At 44.1% G+C, this 2,925-nt stretch carries 4 protein-coding genes; 3 read left to right on the forward strand and 1 reads right to left on the reverse strand.

The features are described 5' to 3' along the window. The first annotated feature begins 163 nt into the window (after positions 1–163). The 3 genes from AC058W_RS01700 to AC058W_RS01710 all read left to right on the forward strand — a co-directional run bounded on the left by AC058W_RS01700 (position 164) and on the right by AC058W_RS01710 (position 1,178). Entirely contained in the window at positions 164–421 is a 258-nt protein-coding gene (locus AC058W_RS01700) for a substrate-binding domain-containing protein (RefSeq protein WP_226839487.1), read from the forward strand. Between the two features lie 90 nt (positions 422–511). Next, the gene (locus AC058W_RS01705; protein WP_479389631.1) at positions 512–667 is read left to right on the forward strand and encodes a TRIC cation channel family protein; all 156 of its coding nucleotides are present in this window, start codon (positions 512–514) and stop codon (positions 665–667) included. Positions 668–788: 121 nt separating this feature from the next. Continuing rightward, the gene (locus tag AC058W_RS01710) at positions 789–1,178 is read left to right on the forward strand and encodes a trimeric intracellular cation channel family protein (protein ID WP_479389632.1); all 390 of its coding nucleotides are present in this window, start codon (positions 789–791) and stop codon (positions 1,176–1,178) included. Positions 1,179–1,240: 62 nt separating this feature from the next. On the opposite strand, the gene AC058W_RS01715 is transcribed toward AC058W_RS01710, so the two are convergent. Continuing rightward, the gene (locus tag AC058W_RS01715) at positions 1,241–2,923 is read right to left on the reverse strand and encodes an ammonium transporter (RefSeq protein ID WP_479389633.1); all 1,683 of its coding nucleotides are present in this window, start codon (positions 2,921–2,923) and stop codon (positions 1,241–1,243) included. Between the last annotated feature and the right edge of the window lie 2 nt (positions 2,924–2,925).

Here is a 2,925-nt window from a genome sequence, read left to right on the forward strand (position 1 = left end):
ACTGAACGAAGTAGGTCAACATAAACATAACAAAAAAATCCAATGGAATATGTGGAAAAATGGAGAGCATGATCTTGATAAAATTGCAGAGACCACATTGCGGTCCGTTGAGCAGGTACGAGAGGCTATTACACAAAAGAAAGCGTAAAATCTATTACAGAGGATGTTGCAGTTCAGGGTTCTTCCGATACTGAAGCGGCTGTCTGATGATATTTCTATTGCAGGTTATGATGGAATTGATATTGCGAAAATTCTGGAGCCAAAGCTCACCACCCTTTGTCAGGACACAGCGGCAATTGGCAGGATAGCTGCGGAGAAGCTGATCGATCTGATTGAGAATCCCAAGACTACGTTGATTGATCGTTTCTCAGTAGACGGAGCTTTGTTTAAGGGAGCGTCTGTGAAGAAAATAAAAAAATAAGATGTCTCTAAAAAAGCAGGATCGTGCTTCACATAAGTTATAAAAAATGATATAATTTATGAACTAAAACGTAAAAAGTGAGAGGTCAGGATGGATTATCAAGAGTATTATCAGCTAGTTTTTATGGAAATGGCAGGTACGGTTGCTTTTGCTGCTTCCGGGGCAATGGTAGGTGTAGAACGGAATATGGACATTTTCGGTGTGAGCGTACTGGGTGTAGTTACAGCGTGTAGGCGGAGGTACTGATCCGGGATATTGTGCTGGGGATTATTCCACCTAATGTGTTTACAAATCCGGTATATGCCTTGGTGGCTACCGATTACTTCCTGTGTGGTTTTTGTGGTTTTCTACTGGGAAACGGCAGCTTTTGGAAGGGCATATGCGGCTTACCTATGACAGAGTCATGTTGGTGATGGACTCTATCGGTTTAGGAATTTTTACGGTAGTGGGAGTGAATACAGGAATTCGCAGTGGATATATGGATAATGTGTTTCTCCTGGTATTTCTGGGAACGATTACCGGAGTAGGGGGAGGCCTGATGCGTGATATGATGGCAGGAGTACCGCCTTATATTTTTGTAAAGCATATTTATGCATGCGCATCTATTGTAGGAGCGGTTGTATGTGTGTACATGAATCGTTTTGTAGGAAATGTGGAAGCTATGATGGTAGCCTGTTTCGTAATCATACTGATTCGGTATCTGGCAGCACATTATCGCTGGAATCTGCCCAGATTGCATAATGGTAGTGAACAATAAAAAGGAGTCCGGAATAAATCCGGGCTCCTGACCTTATAGCAGGATATTTATTGATTGCTTATTTATTTTGTATCCTGGAGAGCGAGATAACCTTCTTCGCCTGTACGGATCTTAACGACATTTTCAATGTCATATACAAATACTTTACCATCACCAATCTGACCGGTATGGAGGACTGCCTTGGCAGTTTCGATAACTTTCTGTACAGGTACGAGACTTACAACAATCTCAATTTTGACCTTAGGAAGAAGATTCATTTCCATCTCAACACCACGATAGTAGGATGGAGCACCTTTCTGTACACCGCATCCGAGAACGTTCGTAATAGTGATACCTGTAACACCGATCTCATTCATTGCCTGCATAAATTCATCAAGCTTATTCTGACGGGTGATGATAACAACTTTTGTAAGCTTATGAACGCCTTCTTTCGGAAGTTCAGGAACTGATTCAGCAGGAGCAGAAGGTCTGGCTGTGACAACAGGAGCTTTTATGGAAGTTCCCATAGGAGTCGGAACACCAGCCATTGCGAAACCGTCATAAGCACTTGCAAGACCATGTTCTTTGGAGTCAAGACCTGCGATCTCTTCTTCAGCTGAAACACGAAGTCCGATTGTATGTTTGATTACCTGGAAGATAATTGTCATAGTAACAACAACCCATGCGATTGTGATGATCATACCTGTGAACTGAACACCAAATCCGTGGAAGCCGCCGCCTGTAAGAAGTCCTTTCCAGTCTGTGCCTGAACCGTCGGAGAAGAGACCAACTGCAAGGGTACCGAAAGCACCGTTTAAACCATGAACACCGACAGCACCAACAGGATCATCGATTTTCAGAACCTTATCAATAAATTCAATACCAAATACTACGATAAAACCGGAAGCAATACCGATGATTGCTGCGGATGTAGGAGAAACTGTGTCGCATCCTGCCGTAATTGCTACAAGTCCTGCAAGAGAACCGTTCAGAGACATGGAAACATCCGGTTTTTTGTAACGTACCCATGTGATAATCATAACAGTTACAGTTGCAACAGCTGCTGCAAGGTTAGTAGTAACAAAGATTTTACCTGCACTTACGATTGCATCGCCTTCCATACTGACTGTGGAAGCACCGTTAAATCCGAACCAGCAGAACCAGAGGATAAATACACCTAAAGCACCAACTGTAAGGTTGTGTCCAGGGATAGCTTTTGATTTGCCGTCCTTTGTATATTTACCGATACGAGGTCCAAGGATGATGGCACCGATCAGAGCTGCCACACCACCTACCATATGTACTGCACAGGAACCTGCGAAATCGTGGAATCCCATCTGGCTGATAAATCCACCGCCCCAGATCCAGTGTCCGGATACCGGATATACAACAAGACTGATCATAAGGCTGTAGACGCAATAGGAAAGGAACTTGGTACGTTCTGCCATTGCACCGGAAACAATTGTTGCGGATGTTGCACAGAATACTGTCTGGAAGATTAAGAATGCCCAGAAAGGAACTCCGTCAGGAAGCATTCCTGAACCATAGTGTGCTTCTGTTGCAATACCACCGATCTTTCCGATAAATCCATTACCTGCACCGAACATCAGACCGAAGCCGACCAGCCAGAAGACCGGGGTTCCGATACAGAAGTCCATCAGGTTTTTCATAATAATGTTACCTGCGTTTTTGGCTCGTGTGAAGCCTGTTTCTACCATTGCGAATCCGGCCTGCATAAAGAAGACCAGTGCGGCGCCGACCAGCACCC

Source organism: Blautia sp. CGZ-1-C1 (genome assembly GCF_056504575.1).

Coding starts and splice junctions, on each gene's coding strand:
- AC058W_RS01705 (WP_479389631.1), top strand. CDS start 512: ATGGATTATCAAGAGTATTATCAGCTAGTTTTTATGGAAATGGCAGGT.
- AC058W_RS01700 (WP_226839487.1), top strand. CDS start 164: ATGTTGCAGTTCAGGGTTCTTCCGATACTGAAGCGGCTGTCTGATGAT.